The sequence below is a fragment of the Bradyrhizobium sp. AZCC 2176 genome, assembly GCF_036924645.1.
Lineage (GTDB): Bacteria > Pseudomonadota > Alphaproteobacteria > Rhizobiales > Xanthobacteraceae > Bradyrhizobium.
Map to the genome: position 1 here is coordinate 1,155,898 of NZ_JAZHRX010000001.1, position 19,797 is coordinate 1,175,694.

Annotated in this window: 15 protein-coding genes; 9 read left to right on the top strand and 6 right to left on the bottom strand. The window is 64.2% G+C overall.

Annotation, left to right across the window (positions count from 1 at the left end):
* Positions 1-88: 88 nt before the first annotated feature.
* Positions 89-499 carry a hypothetical protein gene (locus V1288_RS05115; protein ID WP_334356040.1) on the top strand — a complete coding sequence of 137 codons (411 nt, stop codon included), beginning with the start codon at positions 89-91 and terminating at the stop codon, positions 497-499.
* A gap of 166 nt (positions 500-665) precedes the next feature.
* Here the strand turns inward: V1288_RS05115 and V1288_RS05120 are convergent, their stop codons facing one another.
* Positions 666-1,460 (bottom strand): SDR family oxidoreductase, encoded by a 795-nt coding sequence (locus tag V1288_RS05120; protein ID WP_334356041.1) that lies wholly within the window; start codon positions 1,458-1,460, stop codon positions 666-668.
* Between the two features lie 24 nt (positions 1,461-1,484).
* Positions 1,485-2,183 carry a PAQR family membrane homeostasis protein TrhA gene (gene trhA, locus V1288_RS05125; RefSeq protein WP_334356042.1) on the bottom strand — a complete coding sequence of 233 codons (699 nt, stop codon included), beginning with the start codon at positions 2,181-2,183 and terminating at the stop codon, positions 1,485-1,487.
* Positions 2,184-2,548: 365 nt separating this feature from the next.
* Here trhA and V1288_RS05130 point away from each other — a divergent pair, with 365 nt between their 5' ends.
* The 3 genes from V1288_RS05130 (at position 2,549) to V1288_RS05140 (ending at position 5,982) form a co-directional block, all read left to right on the top strand.
* A complete protein-coding gene (locus V1288_RS05130; protein ID WP_334356043.1) occupies positions 2,549-4,009 on the top strand; it encodes a YcjX family protein in 1,461 nt (486 codons plus the stop codon).
* Complete coding sequence (locus tag V1288_RS05135) at positions 4,006-5,043, top strand: YcjF family protein (protein ID WP_334356044.1); 1,038 nt, start codon at positions 4,006-4,008, stop codon at positions 5,041-5,043. The genes V1288_RS05130 and V1288_RS05135 overlap by 4 nt, the downstream gene beginning before the upstream one ends.
* Before the next feature lie 207 nt (positions 5,044-5,250).
* Positions 5,251-5,982 (top strand): DUF72 domain-containing protein, encoded by a 732-nt coding sequence (locus tag V1288_RS05140; protein ID WP_334356045.1) that lies wholly within the window; start codon positions 5,251-5,253, stop codon positions 5,980-5,982.
* Between the two features lie 783 nt (positions 5,983-6,765).
* Here the strand turns inward: V1288_RS05140 and V1288_RS05145 are convergent.
* Positions 6,766-8,265 carry a glycosyltransferase family 39 protein gene (locus V1288_RS05145; protein WP_334361195.1) on the bottom strand — a complete coding sequence of 500 codons (1,500 nt, stop codon included), beginning with the start codon at positions 8,263-8,265 and terminating at the stop codon, positions 6,766-6,768.
* Positions 8,266-8,664: 399 nt separating this feature from the next.
* Between V1288_RS05145 and V1288_RS05150 the strand changes: the two genes are divergently transcribed.
* Positions 8,665-10,395 (top strand): adenylate/guanylate cyclase domain-containing protein, encoded by a 1,731-nt coding sequence (locus V1288_RS05150; protein ID WP_334356046.1) that lies wholly within the window; start codon positions 8,665-8,667, stop codon positions 10,393-10,395.
* 426 nt (positions 10,396-10,821) lie between these two features.
* Positions 10,822-11,022 carry a cold-shock protein gene (locus V1288_RS05155; RefSeq protein WP_028351035.1) on the top strand — a complete coding sequence of 67 codons (201 nt, stop codon included), beginning with the start codon at positions 10,822-10,824 and terminating at the stop codon, positions 11,020-11,022.
* A gap of 146 nt (positions 11,023-11,168) precedes the next feature.
* Here the strand turns inward: V1288_RS05155 and V1288_RS05160 are convergent, their stop codons facing one another.
* A complete protein-coding gene (locus V1288_RS05160) occupies positions 11,169-11,792 on the bottom strand; it encodes a hypothetical protein (protein ID WP_334356047.1) in 624 nt (207 codons plus the stop codon).
* Between the two features lie 301 nt (positions 11,793-12,093).
* On the opposite strand from V1288_RS05160, the gene putA reads away from it, so the two are divergent.
* The 3 genes from putA to V1288_RS05175 all read left to right on the top strand — a co-directional run bounded on the left by putA (position 12,094) and on the right by V1288_RS05175 (position 17,062).
* Positions 12,094-15,099 carry a bifunctional proline dehydrogenase/L-glutamate gamma-semialdehyde dehydrogenase PutA gene (gene putA, locus V1288_RS05165; RefSeq protein WP_334361196.1) on the top strand — a complete coding sequence of 1,002 codons (3,006 nt, stop codon included), beginning with the start codon at positions 12,094-12,096 and terminating at the stop codon, positions 15,097-15,099.
* A gap of 98 nt (positions 15,100-15,197) precedes the next feature.
* Positions 15,198-16,403, top strand: a complete 1,206-nt coding sequence (locus tag V1288_RS05170) for a CaiB/BaiF CoA transferase family protein (RefSeq protein ID WP_334356048.1) — start codon at positions 15,198-15,200, stop codon at positions 16,401-16,403.
* A gap of 11 nt (positions 16,404-16,414) precedes the next feature.
* Positions 16,415-17,062 carry a glutathione S-transferase family protein gene (locus tag V1288_RS05175; protein WP_334356049.1) on the top strand — a complete coding sequence of 216 codons (648 nt, stop codon included), beginning with the start codon at positions 16,415-16,417 and terminating at the stop codon, positions 17,060-17,062.
* 27 nt (positions 17,063-17,089) lie between these two features.
* On the opposite strand, the gene V1288_RS05180 is transcribed toward V1288_RS05175, so the two are convergent.
* The gene (locus V1288_RS05180; protein ID WP_334356050.1) at positions 17,090-18,604 is read right to left on the bottom strand and encodes a hypothetical protein; all 1,515 of its coding nucleotides are present in this window, start codon (positions 18,602-18,604) and stop codon (positions 17,090-17,092) included.
* Positions 18,605-18,694: 90 nt separating this feature from the next.
* Positions 18,695-19,735, bottom strand: a complete 1,041-nt coding sequence (locus V1288_RS05185; protein WP_334356051.1) for a hypothetical protein — start codon at positions 19,733-19,735, stop codon at positions 18,695-18,697.
* Positions 19,736-19,797 lie beyond the last annotated feature (62 nt).

A 19,797-nucleotide genomic window follows, 5' to 3' on the forward strand; every position in this document is an offset into this window, starting at 1 on the left:
TCGCCTGCCCGTTCGCACGCGGCAGTTACTTGACGGTGCTCTACGCTCGCACGAGAATTCGGCATGGGGCAACCGTGGAGTGAATCTTATGAGTAAGACAAGTCTCGGAAAAGCCGCCCTCGCCGTCGCCGTTTTCACATGCGCGACCATGCTGTCGTTTGACTGGAGCGAACCGAAAGGCGCTTCGCTGTCGATCGAGCGCGCGCAGGCACAGATCGTTGATCCGTACACTCCGGGCGCTGACCAACGGCGGGCGCGACGCGCCGCAGCCCGTGCCGCCGCGGTGGGTGCCGGTGCCGTCGCAGCCGGAGCGACCGCCGCCTACTACGGCGGCGGCGGCCCCTATGCCTATTACGGCGGCGACGCTGGCGGCGGTCCCAATGGCTATTACGGCGGCCCGGGCGCATGGAGCCAGGGCTACGCAGCGCGCAACGGCATCATCTGCCAGCCCGGAACAACGGTCCGCCTCGAGGACGGCCTGATGCACCGCTGCCAGTAAGAGAGGCTGTCGGGAACGGCGGCCGAGCGGCCGCCGCTCTCATTCGCAACTCTATGAGAAAATTCGTAGATGGGGTAACGGGCCCGGATGGAGCGCAGCGCAATCCGGGGTCAGTGCATCCGTGGATAGACTATCCCGGAGTGCGCTTCGCTGCATCCGGGCGTTCTTACTTCCCGTAGGCTTCCCGCATCTTCGCCTGGATCTTCGCCATGCCTGATATCCAGCGGTCGTAGTTCTCGGTCTTCTTGCGCATGTAGCCGAGCACCTGCGGGTGCGGCAGGATCACAAAGGTTTCCTGTTCCAGTCCCTTCAGCACGTCCTGCGCCACCTGTTCCGGCGACAGGTCGCCGTCGCCGGATTGCGGACCCTTCGGGATCGAGCGCAGCATGTTGGTGTCGACGCCCTGCGGACACAGGATCGATACCTTGATGTTGTCGGCCTTGTGCGAGATCGCGAGGTTTTCGGCAAAGCCGACCGCGGCATGCTTGGTGGTCGAATAGGCCGGGCTGCCGACCTGCGACAGCAAGCCGGCCGCCGAAATCGTGTTGAGGAAATAGCCGCCGCCGCGCGCCTTCATGCGCGGGATCAGATGCCGCGCCGCATAGACATGGGCCATGACATGCACGGCCCAGCTTCGCGACCAGGGTTCGTCGGAGGTTCCGCCGGCGTTGACGGACAGCGGATCGAAGCCGCCGCCGATGCCGGCATTGGAGCAGAACAATGCGATCGGACCGAATTGATGTTCGGTCTCCTCGATGACGTGAAGGATGTCCTTTTCCTTTCCGACATCGCATTTGAAGGCGGCCCCGCCGATCGGCGTGGAGACGGCGCGCGCGCCGTCGGGATCGATATCGGCGACTACCACCTTGGCGGCGCCGGCGCGGTGAAAGGCCTCGCACATCGCCTTGCCGATGCCGTTGGCGCCACCGGTGACAACCACGACTTTGCCGGTCACCTGCATGGCCGCGCTCCCCCTCGGGTATCGTTACGTCAGGACCATCATATCGAGAACAGCCGTATAATGGCACGCCGCGCCGAGCAAGACGAAGCCGTGCCAGATCGCGTTCTGGAAGCGCAGCCGCTGCCAGGCGTGGAAGATCACGCCGAGGCTATAGAGCACGCCGCCCGCCACAACGAAGCCCAGCGCCAGCGGCGGCACCGCCTTCACCACCGAATCGTAAATCATGACGCCGCTCCAGCCTAACGCGAGATAGAACCCCACGGCCAAACGATCGTAGCGCCCCGGACGCGCCAGCTTCAGCACTACGCCTACGATCGCGACGCACCACACCCCGATCAGCAGCGCGATCGCCAGATAGCTCTCCTTCAGCGCCACGATGAACGGGGTGTAGGTGGCGGCGATCAGGAGATAGATCGCCGAATGATCGAAGCGGCGCAGTACCCATTTGGCGCGCGACACCGGCCAGAGATTATACATCGCCGACAGCGTCAGCATCGCGAGCAGGCCGGCGACATAGACCGATACCACCGCGATTTCGAACGCGCTGGCATAGATCGCGGTCAGCACGATCAAGGCGGTGGCGGCGACAAGCCCCAGACAGACGCCGACGATATGCACGACGCCGTCGGCAATCAGTTCGGCGCGGTCGTAGTTCCAGTGCATGGCGTCAGCCGCCGCATGGATGGATGTCGAAGCGAGTTGTTTCAGTCTGAAGATAGTCATGCAGGCCCGCGAGAAACTGTGAGGGAGCGGTATAACATAGGTATCGCGGGGACAACCAACCGTTCAAAGCCAGCCGTCATCACCTCGCGAAGCGGATGATCCCAGTATCCGAGCGGCGTGGCATTTTCGTGTAGCCGATCGCAGCCGATATCCCGTACCGGAAACTGGCCGCATTCATGTTCCGTCATGCCCGGGCTTGTCCCGGGCACGTCTTGCGACCCTGCGGCTAAAAAGACGTGGATGGCCGGGACAAGCCCGGCCATCACGACACCGGTTGGGCGATCACAAGCGCTTGATTTTGACCCGCCAATCGCCACTTTCCTGACATCGCCCACCAACGCTTGTTTCGAGCCTTCCACGCCCGCATGGCCCCCAGTTTTTCAGACATTTTCGAGGAAGCGCGCCTGTCGGCGCGGGCGCTGCTGGACTACGGCGACAGCTTTTTCAATCCCACCGTGCGGCTCGGCGTCACAGGCCTGTCGCGCGCCGGCAAGACCGTGTTCATCACGGCGCTGATCCACGGCCTGACCCGCGGCGGGAGGTTTCCCATCTTCGAGCCCTATGCCACGGGCCGGATCGCCCGCGCCCGGCTGGCGCCACAGCCGGACGACGCCGTGCCGCGATTCGCCTATGAAAACCACGTCCGTACCCTGATCGAGGAGCGGTGCTGGCCGAGCTCGACCACTGATATCAGCGAACTGCGCCTCGTCATCGACTACCAGCGGCAGAACGGCGCCGACCGAACGCTCACCATCGACATCGTCGACTACCCCGGCGAGTGGCTGCTCGACCTGCCGCTGCTCAACAAGAGTTTTGAGCAATGGTCTGCCGAGAGCCTTGCGCTGTCGCGCGAGGGCCCGCGCGCAAAACTCGCGACGCCATGGCACAAGCATCTGAAGACGCTTCAACCCGAGGACCGCGAAAACGAACAGGCGACCCTCGCGGCGGCCAAACTGTTCACCGACTATTTGCGCGCCTGCCGCGACGAACGTTTTGCCATGAGCCTGCTGCCGCCCGGGCGCTTCCTGATGCCGGGCAATCTGGCTGATACGCCGGCACTCACATTTGCGCCGCTCGATGTCGCGGCCGACGGCAGCGCGCCCGACGGTTCGCTATGGGCGATGATGCGGCGGCGCTACGAGGCCTACAAGGATGTCGTGGTGCGTCCGTTCTTCCGCGATCATTTTGCGCGGCTCGACCGCCAGATTGTGCTGGTCGATGCGCTTGCCGCGTTCAACGCCGGGCCCGAGGCGCTGCATGATCTCGAAGCCGCGCTGTCGGGCATTCTCGATTGCTTCCGCATCGGCCGTGGCACGATCCTGAGCAGCCTGTTTCGGCCCCGGATCGATCGCATTCTGTTCGCCGCCACCAAGGCCGACCATCTGCACCATCAGAGCCATGACCGGCTGGAAGCGGTGCTGCGGCGGGCGGTCGCCAAGGCGGCCGACCGCGCCGAATATGCCGGTGCTGCCATCGACGTGGTCGCGCTATCGGCAGTGCGCGCCACGCGCGAGGCGCAGGTGGCGCGCGGCCGGGAGAAGCTGCCGTCCATAATCGGCACGCCCGCGCCCGGCGAGAGGGCCAATGGCGAGGCCTTCGATGGCGAGACCGAAGTGGCGACCTTTCCGGGCGACCTGCCCGCCGATCCCGAGCAACTGTTCAACGGCTTTCGCGGCCTCTCCAGCGCGGCTTCCGAACAGGCCGATTTCCGCTTCCTGCGCTTCCGGCCGCCGGTGCTGGAGCGCACCGCCAACGACGAGCCCGCGCTGCCTCACATCCGCCTCGACCGCGCGCTCCAGTTCCTGATCGGAGACCGACTGCAATGAGCGAGAAAACGCCGCATCGGCGGCCGGCCACGTTCAAGCTCGACGATCCCGGCGTGATCGTGATGGGTCCGGATGAAACCGGACGCCCTCCCCGCGGCGCCGTGCACATCACGCCCGAGGCCGATCCTGCGAACCTGCCTGTGCCGATCGATGCGCCGCTGGTTCCGGCGCGCCGCGGCTTTCGCTGGGGCACGCTGTTCTGGTCCGCGGTCGGTGGCCTCGTGCTGCTGGCCTCAGGCCTCGGCGTCGTCAATTTGATCGAGGACCTGTTCGCGCGCAGCGAAACCCTGGGCTATGTCGCGCTGGCCTTCGCTGCCGCCGCCGCGCTGGCGCTGGCGGTCGTGATCGGGCGCGAAGCCTTCGGGCTGGCGCGGCTGGCGGCCATCGAAAAGCTGCATCAACGCGCCACGGAAGTGCTGCGCAGCGACGACCGCGTCGCCAGCCGCGCCGTCGTGAACGATCTGCTCAAGCTCGCGCATCAGAACCCGCAACTGGCGCGCGCCCGCGCCACGCTGGTGAGTCATGCCGACGACATCATCGATGGCGCCGACATGATCAAGCTGGCCGAGCGCGAATTGTTGGCGCCGCTCGACGAAGAAGCGCGCCGGCTGGTTTCGGCGGCCGCGCAACGCGTCTCGGTGGTCACGGCGGTCAGCCCGCGCGCGCTGATCGACGTGCTGTTCGTGTTCGTCGCCGCGATGCGGCTGATCCGGCAACTGGCGCGGCTCTATGGCGGCCGGCCCGGCACGCTCGGCATGATCAGCCTGCTCCGCCACGTCATCGGCCACCTCGCCATTACCGGCGGCATGGCGGTCGGCGACAGCCTGGTGCAGCAGATGCTCGGCCACGGCATCGCGGCAAAGCTCTCGCAGCGCCTTGGCGAAGGCGTGCTTAACGGCCTGCTGACGGCTCGGCTGGGACTTGCCGCGATCGACGTGACGCGTCCATTGCCGTTCACCGCATTGCCGCGGCCTGCGCTTGCCGATCTCGCCAAGGACTTGCTGCGCAAGCGCGACGATGATGCTCTTACGTAGGGTGCGCAAAGGCGCTCGCGCCGTGCCCACCATCTATCCGCAATAACTGCCCCGTGCACGGTGGGTTCGCTTTGCTACCCTACGGGCTGCCGGGTAACGTTCACTGCCGCCCGTCGACAGGAACAACTCATCCTTCCCGATCTTCTCTTCAGCGACCAATGCGGAGAAGCTCGACGATGAAAGTTGGCATGGTGAGGCCGTGACCTCATGGCGCGGGTCCTGATCGGTACCTCCGGCTGGCACTACGATTCCTGGCGCGGGCCATTTTTCCCCAAGGGCCTGCGCCACAAGGAGGAGTTGCCGTATTACAGCCGCCAGTTTTCGACGACCGAACTCAACGGCGTGTTTTACCGAACGCCCACGCCGGAAGCGGTGACGAGCTGGCGAAACCAGACCCGGCGCGATTTCATCTTTGCCTGGAAGGCATCCAAATTCATCACCCATTGGAAACGGCTTTCGCACAATTCGGTCAACAGCCTCGAACTGCTGGAAGACCGCCTGTCGCTGCTCGGCACCAAAGCGGGACCGATCCTGTTTCAGCTACCGCCTTCCTTCCAGGTTGATGCCGACCGGCTCGTGTCCTTCTTCGAGCTGCTGCCGAAGAAGCGCCGCTACAGCTTCGAATTCCGCCATCCAAGCTGGTACACACCGCAGATATTCCGTCTGCTCCGGGCGCAAAACATCTCGCTATGCATATCCGATCATCATGATGCGCCCGCCCCCTGGAAGCGCACCGCCGACTTTGTCTACGTGCGCGGACACGGACCGACCGGCCGCTACAAAGGTCATTACAGTCCGCAGACTCTGTCGGAATGGGCACGCCATATCAGGTCCTGGAAGCGGCAAGGCTGCGACGTGTTCGTCTATTTCGACAACGACCAGAAAAGCGCAGCACCTGCCGACGCCAGAGCCTTGCGTGAGCTGATGGGTCAGGCTTGATATGAAGCAGAGGCAGCACTCGTAGGGTGGGCAAAGGAGCGTAGCGACGTGCCCACCATCTATCATCGAGCGCGCGGTTTGATGGTGGGCACGCTGTCGCTTTGCCCACCCTGCGGACTGCGGACTGATTTGCTTCGCGCGCAAGCGCAATCTTGATGCACAACCGCGACAAACTGGCATGACGGGCAAATCAGTCAAAACCTGTCCAGCCCTCTTGGCAAAAATATTCTGCTTTCGTTCTCACCCAAATCAGCGACATAACTCCGCCCGTCTCACGGCAGATGAGGGGCGTTGGCCATCGTCACGAACGTGCGGTGAGATGCGATGGACGCTGATGGCGCGCTAGACGTACGCGCCGGACGCGTACGGCGAAGTCGTGTGGTCTGGACGCCGCGGTGCTGGCGTTAAGTTGCGCGGAAGTTCTGCGTAACGATGGTGGCAAAAGAGCCGTTCACCAGGGAGAGCACGAAGTAAGCCGTAAAGCCATTGCGCAGGGAAGGCCGGAATGCTCCCGCTGCCCTGTATGCTCGTGTGCAGTTTTGTTTGCGCAAATCGCACGCGAGACCGCGGGTGCAGCAAGCACCCGGTCTTCCCTGCGCCCTCTATTTCGAAGAGGGCCAAACGAAGATCAAACCTCGGGCGAATTGCGCCGCGAGAACGCGAAAGTATGTCTGCCACAGGATGGGTAGAGCGAAGCGAAACCCATCGTCGCTCGTCACACGCAGCATTGATGGGTATCGCTTCGCTCCACCCATCCTACAGCGGATCACGCGAGCGAAAATGCTACGAAACTACTGCATCGAAGCGCAGTACCCCCGCCAGCACGCGCCAGCGGAACAGCGGCGAGTCCGGTGGCGGGGACAACTCGGGCGTCCAGCCGGTCAATTTTTCCAGCGCGTAGGTATCCATCACCATGCCGCGCCAGACGCGTTCGACCCGCTCCAGCGGCTGGCGCTTTGCTGGCGTGAGATCCCACAGCGGCAGGCGATTGTCCGGTTCGCGCGCGACGTAGAGGCCGGGATGATCCTTGATGCGGTTCATGCCGGGATCGCCAAATCCCTGGAATCTGCCGCGCTCGTTGATCTGGACGACGGGCACCTCGCCGTTGAAATGCCAGCGCAGCATCGCGTAGGTGCGATAATCCGACGTCGCGATCCAGCTCGCGCCGGTCGTTCGCAACTGCTCGCGCGCGCGCGCCGCGACCTGTTCGTAGCCAGCCTCGCCGCCGACCGGATCGGTCCGGCCAATCAGATTCCAGGGCGCTACGACGTAATAGAAGAACACGCCGACCACGAAGGCGATGCCGGAGATCACGGCAACCCTCGCCCACCGGAACGTCGACTTCACGATCCATTCCGGAAAACCTTCGCGCGGCAGCATGACGAGATTGATGGCGGTCGCGGCAAAGCCGGCGGGCCACAGGAACATCGGCCAGGTGTCGCCGACACGGAGCGTCAGCGATTTCCAAAGGAAATACAGGAACGGCACCAGCACGGCGGTCGACAGCAGGATCGCGACCGGTTCGCGGGTGCGATAACCGCGCCACGCGGTCAGCGTCACGCCGGAGAGTACCACCGGCAGCAGCACGAAGCCGACGAGGCCGAATTGAAGCCCAATGAATTCGCCGACCGTGCGGAACGATACGTGATGCGTCGCGACCGCGCGCACGAACTGGAAGCGGAACGACGCCCAGTCATGCTCGGCATTCCAGATCAGCACCGGCAGAAACACGATCACCGCAATCAGCGCCGCCAGCCACGGATACGGGCTGAACAGCCACCGCCGCCGCCAATCCGGCACCAGCGCGAACGCCGCGACCGCCGGCAGCAGCATGATCGCAGTGAATTTCGACAGCAGCGCCAGCCCGGCGAACAGACCCGCCGCCAGCCACCAGCGCGGATTGCCGCTCTCGTGCAGCCGCACCAGCGACCACAGCATCGCGACCGCACAGGGGATCATCGCGGTGTCGGGCGCGACCTTTGCCATCAACAGCCCGTAATACAGCGCCGCTTCCGGCAACAGCATCGCGAGGATGACAGCGCGCACATCATGGGTCACGCGCCGGACGATGTCGGCCAGCAAGAGTTGCGTGACCAGCATCGCGACGATGCCGCCGAACCGCGCGCCGAGGGTGGTGTCGCCAAAGATCGCGGTGCCGAAGCGGATCAGCCAGGCGATGCCCGGCGGATGATCGAGAAAGGCGAGCGCGCTCTCCTTCGACCAGGTCCAGTAATAGGCCTCGTCGGTACGCAGATCGAGCACGCCGGCATAGACCAGCCGCATTGCCGTCAACGCAGCGATCAGCAAGACAACAGCAAGCCAGGGCGCTGCAAACCATGGCAGCGCGGCGGGACTGGTTTTGCGCTTATGGGGCTGGGCAATCGTCACGGCGCTTTCTCCTCGACAGCGCCGGTAGTGTCAACGTGCCGCGGGAAAAAACTGCCCTACGATCACCGGCGATCCTCTGGCAGCAGGCGGTGGACCTTCGCGCCGCCGTCATTCCGGGGCTCGCGAAGCGAGAGCCCGGAATCCATCGTGACACCGGTGACGCCGCCAAATGGATTCCGGGCCTGCGCCCAGGGGGCGCATCCCGGAGTGACGGTACGGTGAGGCCGGGATGACTAGAGTATTCACCGTTGGAATTAGGCATTAGTATCACCCCATATTGACCCTGTGGATCGCATGGCCACCTCATCCCGAGAACTGATCACAACCTTCGTTCGCGGCATCAGCCTCCGGCAGGTCCGCCTTGTCAGCGGCGTGATTCTGTTCACCTATCTGGTCAGCCATTTCCTCAACCATGCGCTGGGCAACATCTCGCTGGAGGCGCTGGCGAGTGGGGTCTACCTCCACACCGCGTTCTGGCAATTCCTCCCGGTCACGATCCTGTTCTACACCGCGTGCCTGGTGCATACCGCGCTCGGCATCTGGGCGCTCTACGAACGCCGGCAATTCCGCTGGAAGGCGATCGAGCCGCTGCAGCTCGCACTCGGCCTCAGCGTGCCGATGCTGATCATCGCCCATATCATCGGCGTCCGGCTCGGCCAGACGCTGTACGGACATGAAAAGCTCTATCCGCAGGTGCTGTTCCTGTACTGGATCTGGGCGCCATACCGGATCCCGCTGATGCTCGCGGTCATGACCATCGCGTGGGTCCATGGCTGCATCGGGCTGTATCTCTGGCTGCGGATGCGCTCGTTCTACAAACGCGCCGCGCCGTTCCTGCTCGCCGCGGCGGTGCTGGTTCCGACGCTCTCCATGCTGGGTTTCTATCAGAGCGGGCGCATGGTGATCGATAATGACAGCGCGGAATGGCGCGCGGAGACCCAGTCGGTGCGCCAGATCGGCACCCGCACCGAGGCGCAGGCGCTCGATCGCATCACCGACTATTTCCTGTTCGGCTATTTCGGCCTGATCGGGGTCGCATTGCTGGCCCGCGGCGCCCGCGCCATCAACGAGCGCCGCCGCGGCATGATCAATCTCTCCTACGGCAACGGCCGCACGGTGCGCGTTCCCAGGGGCCTCAGCGTGCTCGAGGCGAGCCTGCGCAACAACGTTCCCCACGCCAGCGTCTGCGGCGGCCGGGCGCGCTGCTCGACCTGCCGTATCCGCATCATCGGCGATTGCGGCGACCTGCCCGAGCCCTCGCAGCGCGAGGCCTTCGTGCTCGGCCGGGTCGGCACGTCGGATCCGTCCATCCGCCTTGCGTGTCAGTTGCGGCCGGCGACCGATCTGTCGTTCTTCCAGCTCTTCCTGCCGCACACGGCCGCCGACGGCCACGGCTCGAACCCGACGCGAATCGGACAGGAGCGCTACCTCGTCAACATGTTCGTCGACATGCGCGGCTCGACGCAGCTTGCCGAAAAGCGGCTGCCGTTCGACACCGTATTCATCGTCAATCGCTTCCTCGGCGCGGTGTCGCAGGCGGTGCTGGCGAGCGGCGGCATGCCGAACCAGTTCGTCGGCGACGGCATGCTGGCGCTGTTCGGGCTTTCGACCTCCAGGCAGGAGGCCTGCCGCCAGGCGCTGCGCGCGGCGGCGATGATCGCCGCCAATGTCGACGAGTTGAATAAATTTCTCGAGCATGATCTGCGCGAGCCGATCCGCTTCGGCATCGGCATCAATGGCGGCGAAGTGATCGTCGGCGACATCGGCTATCGCGACCACATGGTGTTCACCGCGCTCGGCGACGCCGTCAATGTCGCGGCACGGCTGCAGGACATGACCAAGAGCCTTGCATGCGAGGTCGTCGTGTCGGATGAAGTTCGCGCAACCGCCGGCCTCGCCGCCGATGCATTGCCGCAGCATGATGTCGAGATTCGCGGACGCAATGAACCGTTGATCGTGCGCGCGGTTGCGGATGCGCGAACGTTGCCGGCGCTGGTTAACGAAGAGCAAAGCGCCGCGGCCTGAAACCACTGCGGTGATAGCGTTTGGAGCCTGAGGATCGGCTTCGGCGGTGGCGGCTATGACGGCTGCTACGTGACCCGCCGCGTGCTGACGCCGTATGGCTTCCGCTGGCGGACCGTGAACGTCTGCTACTGATCGCAGTCGCAGACGTCCGTTCGGTAGCCCCAGTCGCTCGCGCGGCCGGGGTTTCCGCCTCCGATTGTGCCATGCCGGAGGCTGCCGCCAGCTCCGCCCGGCCGTGCCAAATGAACACGAAACCGGCAAAACGGCGGAAATCGGCGGCGAATCGGCGCTTTTCTGCCAAAATGGCCATTCCGTTTGCGCTACCCAGCCCGCCCCAACCCGCGTATCCTGATGCCTCGGGCATGCCGGTTAGTGCGGGGACCGGCGGCTCGTTTTCGTTTTTTTGATTCCGCGGAGACGACGTGAATGGCTAAAGGTACGGTGAAGTGGTTCAATCCAACCAAGGGTTACGGATTCATCCAACCCTCGAGCGGCGGCAAGGACGTGTTCGTTCATATTTCGGCAGTTGAGAAAGCTGGTCTTTCGACACTCAATGAAGGGCAGACCGTCGAATACGAAGAGATCGCCAACCGGGGCAAGACTTCGGCCGAGAACCTCAAGGTTTAGCGCGAACGCGCGATCGGCAACGGCGCGCTCTCGGACTTAACATCCGGGAGTGGGGCTAAAAAAATTTTCAACAACTGTGAGCGTTCGGCGGAGCGGGCACCGCTTCTGCACGTGCGATGGTTAAATCGTACGCGAGAACCGGCCGCTCAATCTTCCGTAACCCATTTCTGGACCGTCATCACGTCGGGTGGCTGCAGATAGCCGCGCGGCCAGAGATCGACGACCCACTCGACCTTGGTGGCGCGATCGACCAGCACCGCGGTGTTGTGCGGCGTCTGCAGCACCAGCGTATTGCCGCGATACTTCGGATCGCCGATCGCGTGATGCTTCAAGAGGCCCCACTCCTGCAGCACCAGCAACAGGCTGGTCGTGTTACGCGTCGTGTCCCAGCAATCGTAATTGTGCTTGTCGTCGAAGTAGCGGAAATCCGCCTTCGCCACGCGCATGTTGGTGCCGAGGATCGGTCCCATACGCCGGTCGAACCACACCACCGCCTTCTGCACCGCGGCGCGTTCGGCCGCGGCCGAGGCGCGGCCTGCCGCCATGATCTGCGTCAGCGCGCTGCGGTCGCCGGCCGTGAAGTCGAGGATCTCGCGGCGCCGGCAGACGAAGCCATAGCAGACGGTCATGGATTTGGCCGACGGCGGATAGATCGAAACCGAACTGTAGAGGTTGGCGACCTCGGCACTCATCTCGATGGCCGTTGCCGGGCCAACGTAGCACAGCGAAGTGAGCATGAGGCCGATGACAGCCGCGCATCCCGCTCGCATCTGCCTTCCCAACTTCAGCCGGCCGCCGTCTCTCATAAGCTGCAATTCCCACGCGACGAGCCTGACGATTAGCGCGGCTCCCTGACGCTGCCAACCGGCAAGCCCGCAATCTGTGGATTGCGCCGCGGAAATTCCGCCTGCTGTGTTTTCCGTGCGCCAGTTGGTACCGCTCGCACACCATTCCGTCCTTGGTCGGGCCTTGGCGATCCGGCCATCTCCCTGGAAAATTGGGAGAATTTGCGCCCTGTTCTGTCGAACCCGGCCCCGCTAAGCTGGCTGAAGCCAAGAGAATCCTATGCTGATTCCCAAGTCGCCCCTTCCGCCCTTCAGCGCGCCCTATGCGCCCGACGATCGTGCCATGGCCAATCGCCTATTCCGGGCCGCGCCGCTTGAGCCGACGCAGGAGGCGCGCATCGATCGCATGGCGACGTGGCTGATCGAGGCCATCAGAGCCAATGACGATCCGCTCGGCGGCGTCGAGGACATGCTCCGCGAGTTCGCACTATCGACCAAGGAAGGCCTGGCGCTGATGGTGCTGGCGGAAGCGCTGCTGCGCGTGCCGGATGCCCGCACTGCCGACCAGTTCATCGAGGACAAGCTCGCCCAGGGCGACTTCATCCATCACGAAACCAGATCGAGCGCGTTCCTGGTGAATGCGTCGGCCTGGGCGCTCGGCATGTCGGCCCGCGTGATCCAGCCCGGCGAGACGCCGCAGGGGACCATCGGACGGTTGACCAAGCGGCTGGGCGCACCTGCCGTGCGGGCGGCGACCCGGCAGGCGATGCGGCTGATGGGCAACCATTTCGTGCTCGGCGAGACCATCGAAGCCGCGCTGTCGCGGGCGCAGCCGCATTCCTCGCGCCATCAACGCTACTCCTTCGACATGCTCGGCGAAGGTGCCCGCACCGCCGACGACGCCGTGCGTTATTTCAAATCCTATTCAAGCGCCATCGAGGCGATCGGACGCACGGCCGATGACCGCCCCCTGCCCGACCGGCCCGGTATCTCGGTCAAGCTCTCGGCATTGCATCCGCGCTTCGAGGCGGTGAGCCGAGCACGGGTGATGCGCGAACTGGTGCCACGGCTGATCGATCTCGCCCGGCAAGCCAAATCCTACAACCTCAATTTCACTGTCGATGCCGAGGAAGCCGACCGGCTGGAATTGTCGCTCGACGTGATAGCCGCAGCGGTCGGCGATTCATCGCTTGCAGGCTGGGACGGCTTTGGCCTGGCGATCCAGGCCTACCAGAAGCGCGCTTCCGATGTGATCGATTACGTCGATGGTCTCGCGCGCAGCCTCGACCGCAAAATAATGGTGCGGCTGGTGAAGGGCGCCTATTGGGACACCGAGATCAAGCGCGCGCAGGAACGCGGGCTCGACGGTTATCCCGTGTTCACCCGCAAGGCGATGACTGATCTGAACTACCTCGCCTGCGCAAAACAATTGCTGGCGCTGCGGCCACGGATCTTTCCGCAATTCGCCACCCACAACGCGCTGACGGTCGCGACCATCCTCGAACTGGCAACGGATCAAAGCGGATTCGAATTCCAGCGCCTGCACGGCATGGGCGAGGCGCTCTACGCAAAACTTGGCGAAGACCGTCCCGACATAGCCCATCGCACCTACGCGCCGGTCGGCAGCCACCGCGATCTGCTGGCCTATCTGGTGCGGCGATTGTTGGAGAATGGCGCCAATTCATCCTTTGTCGCGCTCGCCGCCGACGAAGCGGTGCCGGTGTCGCAATTGCTGCGACGTCCGGCCGACATTATCGGCAGCGCCGAAAACGCTGCGCATCCGAACATTGCGCTGCCGCGCGATCTCTATGGACCCAACCGGAAAAATTCCCGCGGGATCGAATTCGGCGAACGCGCAGCGCTGGAGCAACTCGTGTCGGCCGTCGCCGCCGCACCATTGCCCGCGGCGGGGAGCATCGCCGAGACAACTGCGAGCGAAGCCAATGCAGTGATCGTGGCTGCGCGCGACGGCTTCCAGCATTGGGGCAGGACGTCTGCCGAGGTGCGCGCGGCCATATTAGAGAAGGCCGCCGATCTGCTGGAACGGCGCGCGGCGCATTTCATCGCGCTGCTGCAACGCGAAGGCGGCAAGACATTGGATGACGCGGTTTCCGAAGTCCGCGAAGCCGCGGATTTCTGCCGTTACTATGCTGCGCAAGGACGCGAATTGTTCGGCGAAGGCAAGGCGATGCCGGGACCGACGGGCGAGAGCAACATGCTCCGCCTGCGCGGCCGCGGCGTCTTCGTCGCGATCTCGCCGTGGAATTTTCCGCTGGCGATCTTTCTGGGCCAGGTCACGGCGGCCTTGATGGCGGGCAATACGGTCGTTGCGAAGCCGGCCGAGCAGACGCCGCTGATTGCGGCTGAAGCCACCCGCCTGCTGCATGAAGCCGGCGTGCCGGCGTCAGCGCTGCATCTGGTGGCAGGCGACGGCCGGATCGGCGGCGTGCTGGTGGCGCATCCCGATATCGCCGGCGTCGTCTTCACCGGCTCGACCGAAGTCGCCCGCACGATCAACCGCGCGCTCGCCGCCAAGGATGGACCGATCGTGCCGCTGATCGCCGAGACCGGCGGCATCAATGCCATGATCGTCGATGCTACCGCGCTGCCCGAACAGGTCGCCGACGACGTCGTGACCTCGGCTTTCCGCTCCGCGGGCCAGCGCTGCTCGGCGCTGCGATTGCTGTTCCTGCAGGACGACGTAGCCGACCGCATGATCGAGATGATTGCAGGCACAGCGCGCGAACTTGTCATCGGCGATCCCTCCGATCCCGCCACCCATATCGGCCCGGTAATCGACGCCGAGGCCAAGCAGCGGCTCGACGCGCATATCGAACGGATGAAGAAAGAGGCCCGGGTGCACTTTGCGGGTAGCGCACCACAAGGCAATTATGTCGCGCCGCATATTTTCGAATTGTCCGATGCCGTCCTTCTCACGGAAGAAGTATTCGGCCCGGTGCTGCATGTGGTGCGCTACCGCGCTGAGCGGTTCGACGAGGTGCTGCAGGCGGTCGAACGTTCCGGCTACGGACTGACGCTCGGCATTCATTCCAGGATCGACGATACGGTGGAGGACGCGATCGAGCGGCTCCAGGTCGGCAACATCTATGTCAACCGCAACATGATCGGCGCGGTCGTTGGCGTGCAGCCGTTCGGCGGCCATGGGCTATCCGGCACCGGGCCCAAGGCCGGTGGGCCGCATTATCTGACGCGTTTTGCAACCGAACAAACGGTGACCGTCAATACGGCTGCAGCCGGCGGAAATGCAGCGCTGATGTCGGGTGAGGAGTAGTTGCATCGACCCTCCAAGATGGGCCAAATGGCGTTTGAACGGGATCGCCCATCAGCGATATCTCGACAAAAACAACAACGTCACGGAGCGACGCTACGATGGATAAGGGTATTTTCGACGGCCTCAAGGTTCTGGACTGCGCGAGTTTCATCGCAGCACCTGCAGCCGCCACGGTGCTGTCGGACTTCGGCGCCGATGTAATCAAGATCGAGCCGCCCGGCTCCGGCGATCCCTATCGCAATCTACCCAATCTGCCCGGCTACCCGCATAGCGAGCACAATTTCGCGTGGATGCTGGAAGCCCGCAACAAGAAGAGCCTCGCGCTCGACCTCTCAAAACCCGAGGGCCAGGCCGTGCTGCATCACCTCGCCGCCCAGGCCGACGTCTTCATCACCAATTATCCGCCGCAGGTGCGCCAACGGCTTGGCATCACCCACGAGCATCTGGCGCCCCACAACGACCGGCTGATCTACGCGTCCTTCACAGGCTACGGTGAGAAGGGCGAGGAAGCCAATAAGCCCGGCTTCGATAGCAACGCCTATTGGGCGCGTTCCGGTCTGATGGATCTGGTGCGGGCGGATGAACACACCACGCCGGCGCGATCGATCGCCGGCATGGGCGATCACCCCTGCGCGATGGCGTTTTACGGCGCGATCGTCACCGCGCTCTACAAGCGCGAGCGCACCGGCAAGGGTTCGCATGTCAGCTCCAATTTGATGGCTAACGGCGTCTGGGCCGCATCGGTGCTGGCGCAAGCAAAACTGGTCGGCGCGAAGTTCGGCGAACGCCGCCCGCGCGAGCGCGCGCTCAACGCGGTCACCAACCACTATCAGTGCAAGGACGGACGCTGGCTGATCCTGTCGCTGCTCAATGAGGAGCGGCAATGGCCGACACTGGCGCGCTGCCTCGGCCGCGAGGACCTCGTCAACGATCCCCGCTTCGAGACCAAGAAGGAGCGCCATGCGCGCTCGCTGGAGCTGATCAGGATATTTGACGAGACCTTTGCGACCAGGGACCTTGCCGAGTGGCGCAAGATCCTCGACGGCAACGGCCTGGTGTTCGGCGTGGTCGGCATCCTCGACGACATTCCGAACGACAAGCAGATGATCGAGAACGAGGTGCTGGTGCCGTTCGAGAACGATACCATGCTGACGATCTCCAGCCCGATCTGGGTGAATGGCAGCAAGAAGGTGCAGCCGCGCAAGCCGCCCGGCATCGGCGAGCACAGCGACGAGATCTTGCGCAATGCGGGCTATGACGAAGCCGCGATCGGCAAGCTGCGCGCAGCCGGCGCGGTGGCGTGAGGCAGCAAGCCATGCCCAGCTATCGCCTGCATTACTTCCCGGAGTCGGGAAACAGCTACAAGCTCGCACTGATGCTCACTTTGTGCGGCGAACGCTTCGAGCCGGTGTGGACCGATTTCGGCGGCGGCGTCACGCGGACAGCGGAATGGCGGCGCGAGGTCAACGAGATGGGTGAAATTCCGGTGCTCGAGGTCGACGGCGAACGCCTGACACAGACTGCGCCGATCCTGCTCATGCTGGCAAAGCGATTCGGCCGGTTCGGCGGCGAGACCGAACAGGAGCAATTCGAACTGCTGCGCTGGCTGTTCTGGGACAACCACAAGCTCACCGGCTACATGGCGACCTACCGTTACTTCCGCACATTCACGCCGTCACCGGACGAGCATGTGCTGAAGCATTTCCGCAGGCGGCTCGACGATTTCCTTTCCATCCTCGAGCAGCACATGCAGACGAACGCATTCGCCATCGGCGAACGGCCGACGGTGGCAGACATATCAATGATGGCCTATCTGCATTACCCCGCCGACGAGACCGGGTATGATCTGGCAACGAGCCATCCCGCGATCAACGCCTGGCTGGGACGCATGGCCCAATTGCCGGGCTGGAAATCGGCCTATGATCTGCTGCCCGGCGAACGCCTGACGCATTACGCCAAGTGATCTGGCGCCAACGACCGAGCCGCATCGCTAGCGGCTTTTGACGAAGCACATGCCGACGCGTGATATCTTGCCGGCGGCCTGACAGGTCAGGCCCTCGGCGCAGGTCCAGTCGCGGAAACTTCCGTCGTTGTTGGCGGCCGGCTTGCCCTGCACATAGCAATGCGCGCCCCAGCCGTCGTAATAATTGGTGCCGGCGAGTTCGGCGCTGCCGCGCAACTGCGGACGGCTGGCAAACCCGCGCGAGTAATCCGGCGGCTTGCCGTCGCGCAGGCTTGCGAGAATATCGCGGCGGCGGATCTGATCGCCGAAGAAATGCGGTGACGCCGGCACGACGGTCGAATTCGACGGCTTATCCGCCATCCAGTCGACGCCGGCGAAGTGAAAGCCGCCAATGCCGCGCGTCTGGTGGCAGCCGGAACAGGTGACGTCGTTGAGCCGCCGTTCGAACCCGGCAGGCGAGCGGATGTTCTGCAGCTTCACGCCACCTTCCGCAGCCTTCCTGAGCGCAGCCACCACGTCAGCCTCGCTGAACGCAGCGCCCTCGCCTTGCACCAGCCCGAATTCCGGCTCCAGGTCCGACGGATCGAACCCGGCCGGCGTTGGCGCAATCGCGCCTCTGGCGAGGAATTTTTCCGGGATCAGCACGGTGCCGCGATCGAACGCTGCGAGATTGACGGGATCGAGCAGCCATGCCCTGAACTCGCGCTTGAGGGCGTCGTCCGCCAGGAGGCGCGCGCGGTCGACCTGGTTTTCCATCGGCGCTTCCGCGAAGACCCGCGCGTCCCGATCGTAGCGAAACACCTTCAACAGGTAGTCGGTGCGGAAATCGCGAACCGCAGATTTCGGCGCGTGCGCGATCTGGAGGTTGGTCTCAATGCGATCGACATTCTCGTGGCTGATCAGGTCGAGCGGGCCATCCTTTGCCGACGGCATCTCGCCGGGCGGCGCGGCGAGCCAGCGGTTGGCAATCTCGGAACAGGTAATCGTGGAGCCTTCGCCTTTCGCCCTCAGCACGAGGTTCAGCGTCATCGGTAGCCGCGGCGGCGATGCGTCGTCGCCGGCCACCTTGTTCATCCGCGTCAGGCGGTAGATCAGGCGGATCTCCCCGCAGCTTGCTTGCGCGGCGTAAGCGCGGTCCATGCGGTTGACGATGCCGGCCAGCACGAACCGCGTCTCTGCCGAATACAGCAGCGTGCGATCGAACAATTGGAAATCATGGCCCTCGCCGACGCCGATCGTCTCCTTCGGTAGGTTCACCCGGTGCCGCGCGACATAGCGATCGAACTCGCCATCGATGGCCTGTCGAATCGGCGCCATTGATGGCAGGGCGAACAACGCGCTGTTGGCGAGCGGGATATCCGCCGACCGCTCCGGCAACAGCGTGCGATCGAGACGAAATTTTCCGCCATCGAGCTCGCGCAGCGTCGCAGGATCGGTGATGGCAGTGCCGCGCTCCAGGGCTGCGTCCTGTGCCGCACGCGCCGGCAAAGCAGCGCACAGTAGAGCAAATACGATGGCGAGAAATCGGGGCACGCAGCTCATGTCCCAACTAACACCGCGCAAAGAGGTCTATTCAAGGAAAAAGGCGCTTCACGTCGCCGTGAAACGCCTTCCTGTTCGCATGCCGTTCCGTCAGCGCGCGACGATCAGGCCCTTGCTGGTCACGACCACCCAGCGGCCGTCCTGCTTGCGAATGGCGTCGACACGGCCGAGACCGGGAATGGGGTCGCCGGCATAGACCTCATACATGCCGCGGCGGCTCTCGATCAGCGCGCTGCCATTGGCGACGTCCCGCAATACCCAGCCTTCGACGGTCGGCATCCGGGTAACCTCGGGCTTGGGTGGCGCCGAAGACGCAGGCGGAGCCGCAGGCGCGGCCGCGGCCTGCTGCGGTATCGTGCCTGTGACCTCCTTCGCGGGAGCCGGCGCGGCGGCAGCGGTCGTCGCGGACGCCTGGGCGGCACGGAGCTTGTCGACGGTCTCGCTGAGCTTGGCGAGCTTTGCGGCGGGCTCGGCCTGCGCCTTCTCGACCTTGTCGAGGCGGTCGCTGGCCTTGTTGAACTGGGTCGTGCCGGCCTTGGCGGTATGTTCGAGGCTCGCCTTCAACGCGACGATGTCGGCATCGATCCGCGCCACGGCGGCTTCGAGCGCGCTATCCTTTGCCGAAGTCTGCGCAGAGGCCTGGGCCGAATCTCCGGCCATCAGCTTGCCAATTCCCCCGGTTGCCAGCGCGCCACCCAGCGCGCCCGCCACTGTCGCCAGCGCCACCACGGCGGCCATCGCCCCGATTCTTCGTTTGCCGGACACTCCCTCCGCCGGTGCGGCCTTCGCATCAGCGCCGCCGCGCTCGCCGGGCGACATGATCGTCACGTTGCCGGGGAAGCGCGGCGCTTCCGGCTTCACGGCGTCGATCTTGGGAGGCTCAGCCTTCGGCGCTTCAATCTTTGGCGCCTCGACCTTCGGTGCGTCCATGCTGACGGCGTCCACCTTGGGACCGTCCTTGGCCGCGTCGGCCTTCGGCGAGGTCTCTTCCTGCTCGGGCGCGAGTTTTGCCGCCTCGACCTCCACCGCAGCCGTTACCGGCGCGCCCGGCGCAGGTATGTCGGGAGCGGCCGGCCCGGCGCCAAGGGTTCCGGTTTCACCGTTGGTGGGCTGGGTTTGTTGATCGCTCACGTTGGATTCTCCAGAATTGATTGACCATTTGGTAACTTTTATTGCTTGCCAAATCGTTACCG